We start from the raw sequence: 1,750 nt of genomic DNA, 5'->3' as shown, positions 1-1,750 counted from the left end.
TGTAAATGTTTGATGCGGTGACTTTACCCAAGCGCGCTTGAAACCATTCTGCTGTTCTTTGTTCCATCTCACACCGCCGTTTGTTGCTCTTGTGGCGTTGCTATATCGGCATCTTGTATAGTAGAATCTGTTTCTGCCTTTTGCCTGTTTTGTTTATCTTTCAAAAGATGTAATACCGTTTGTGCTTGTCCTTCAGACATATCGTCGAGCTTTTTGACGTTGACATAAGCAAGTATTTTTTCTTCTTCTGTTTGGGTTTGTACGACAAGTCTTCTGATTTCATTGATCTGTTGTGGAAAAGCCTTTTTAATAGGCGGGTTTCCATCTGTATCGTCTTCTTTACTTGCTAAATTAAGAAGCATGCCTAATAGGTATCTTCGTGCGTAGGTAAGTGTGGAACCAAGTGATTGTATGCTATTTTTAGAGCCTGTACTGTCAATTGGAAATGTTCCTTCTGTTGAGATTTGATTGTCTGAAGGATGAGACAGAGTTATTTCTATGGTAACGTTTTTTTCTGTTTGATTTTTAATACGATAAAACAAAGCAAATTTGTATGTTGCAAGCCCTTTCTTTACAGCATCAATGTACTGATCAAGTGTAGCGTATTTGCTGTTTGTATGGTTATTAATGGCGTTTTGTTCGATATTTTTATATGCCATTTGCACAGCCGAAAGATCACGGACAAAATTTTGGCGCTCTTGTCGTTTTATCTCTTGTTCTCTTAAATCAAGAAGACGCTCTAAGCGATCCATATCGACGTCACTGTCTAAGGCTTTATTTAAAATACGTTCCATGACAGTTTGTTCGACGGCTACATGATGTGTTTCTTCAATTTCTATTAGGTTAGTGTTTTGTTCACTCATCTTGATTTCCTACATTGCGCGCAATTCACCTGTGGCGTGAATCACGCTTGTGTTAAAAGGCTGGTTTTGGGGTGTTAGAGTTTTGTCTTTACAGGTTGTACAATCCGATCAATTGGAATGCGTTTTATATATGCACAATGATCAGAATATAGCGTCAACAAGAAAGATTCATCTGAATTGGGTGGTATCATTTCAAATCTAGTGCATGCAAACGGTCTGAATTCGTATGAAAATGCAAAGCATTGCGATCCTATGAGTTCCATTGGCACGATATTCTCTTCACTTAAGAAGGCATCTATTTTGTCTTTAGAGATTATGGTATCTACATAGGGCTCGCCCTTATCTCCAGAGATCGTTATACAAAGTTCACCTGGATTGTGGGTATTTCTCACAACTAACTGCGAACACAAAGTAGGTTTAATTTCATATCTATACATAATAATTATCTTCTCTCGCTCGTTGTGATAATACTGCCTCCACGAACCTCTGAATCTCCGTAAATGTGTGCGTTACCATACACTTCTGCATTGCAATGAACACTTGCATTTTCGTAAACATGTGCTTTTCCAAAAATACGACCACCATATATTTTTGCGTTATGATGAATTGTTGCATTTTCATAAATATTTGCAAAATAACAAACTTTTGAGTTATCAAATACCTTGGCATTGTTGTAAACTTTTGCACCGCTATAAACCATGGCATCATTATAAACCCAACAGTCTCCTTCATGACTTAAGTTGCTCTCACCTTCTATAAAGCCGCCTAGGTCACCTTTCTTGATTTTTCCGAAGCTTCTCAATGCACGAATGCGGTGGAGAGTTTTGCCCCCAACTTCGATTGTTTCATCAGTAAGTTCATATTTCTTTTCCATAATGATAGCCTCT

General features: G+C 37.9%; 1 protein-coding gene and 2 pseudogenes. All 3 read right to left on the bottom strand.

Annotated elements, in window-relative coordinates:
- Window positions 1-67, bottom strand: a pseudogene (locus ACFIJW_RS02155) (exonuclease); the annotation flags it as partial.
- Between the two features lies 1 nt (window position 68).
- Window positions 69-863 carry an ERF family protein gene (locus ACFIJW_RS02150; protein WP_375612641.1) on the bottom strand — a complete coding sequence of 265 codons (795 nt, stop codon included), beginning with the start codon at window positions 861-863 and terminating at the stop codon, window positions 69-71.
- 442 nt (window positions 864-1,305) lie between these two features.
- Window positions 1,306-1,750, bottom strand: a pseudogene (locus tag ACFIJW_RS02145) (hypothetical protein); the annotation flags it as partial.

It is taken from the genome of Bartonella sp. MM97QHHN, from assembly GCF_042194285.1.
In the GTDB taxonomy this organism is placed as follows: Bacteria; Pseudomonadota; Alphaproteobacteria; order Rhizobiales; family Rhizobiaceae; genus Bartonella.
This window is presented reverse-complemented; position numbering and strand designations above follow the sequence as displayed.

Coding starts and splice junctions, on each gene's coding strand:
- ACFIJW_RS02150 (WP_375612641.1), bottom strand. CDS start 863: ATGAGTGAACAAAACACTAACCTAATAGAAATTGAAGAAACACATCAT.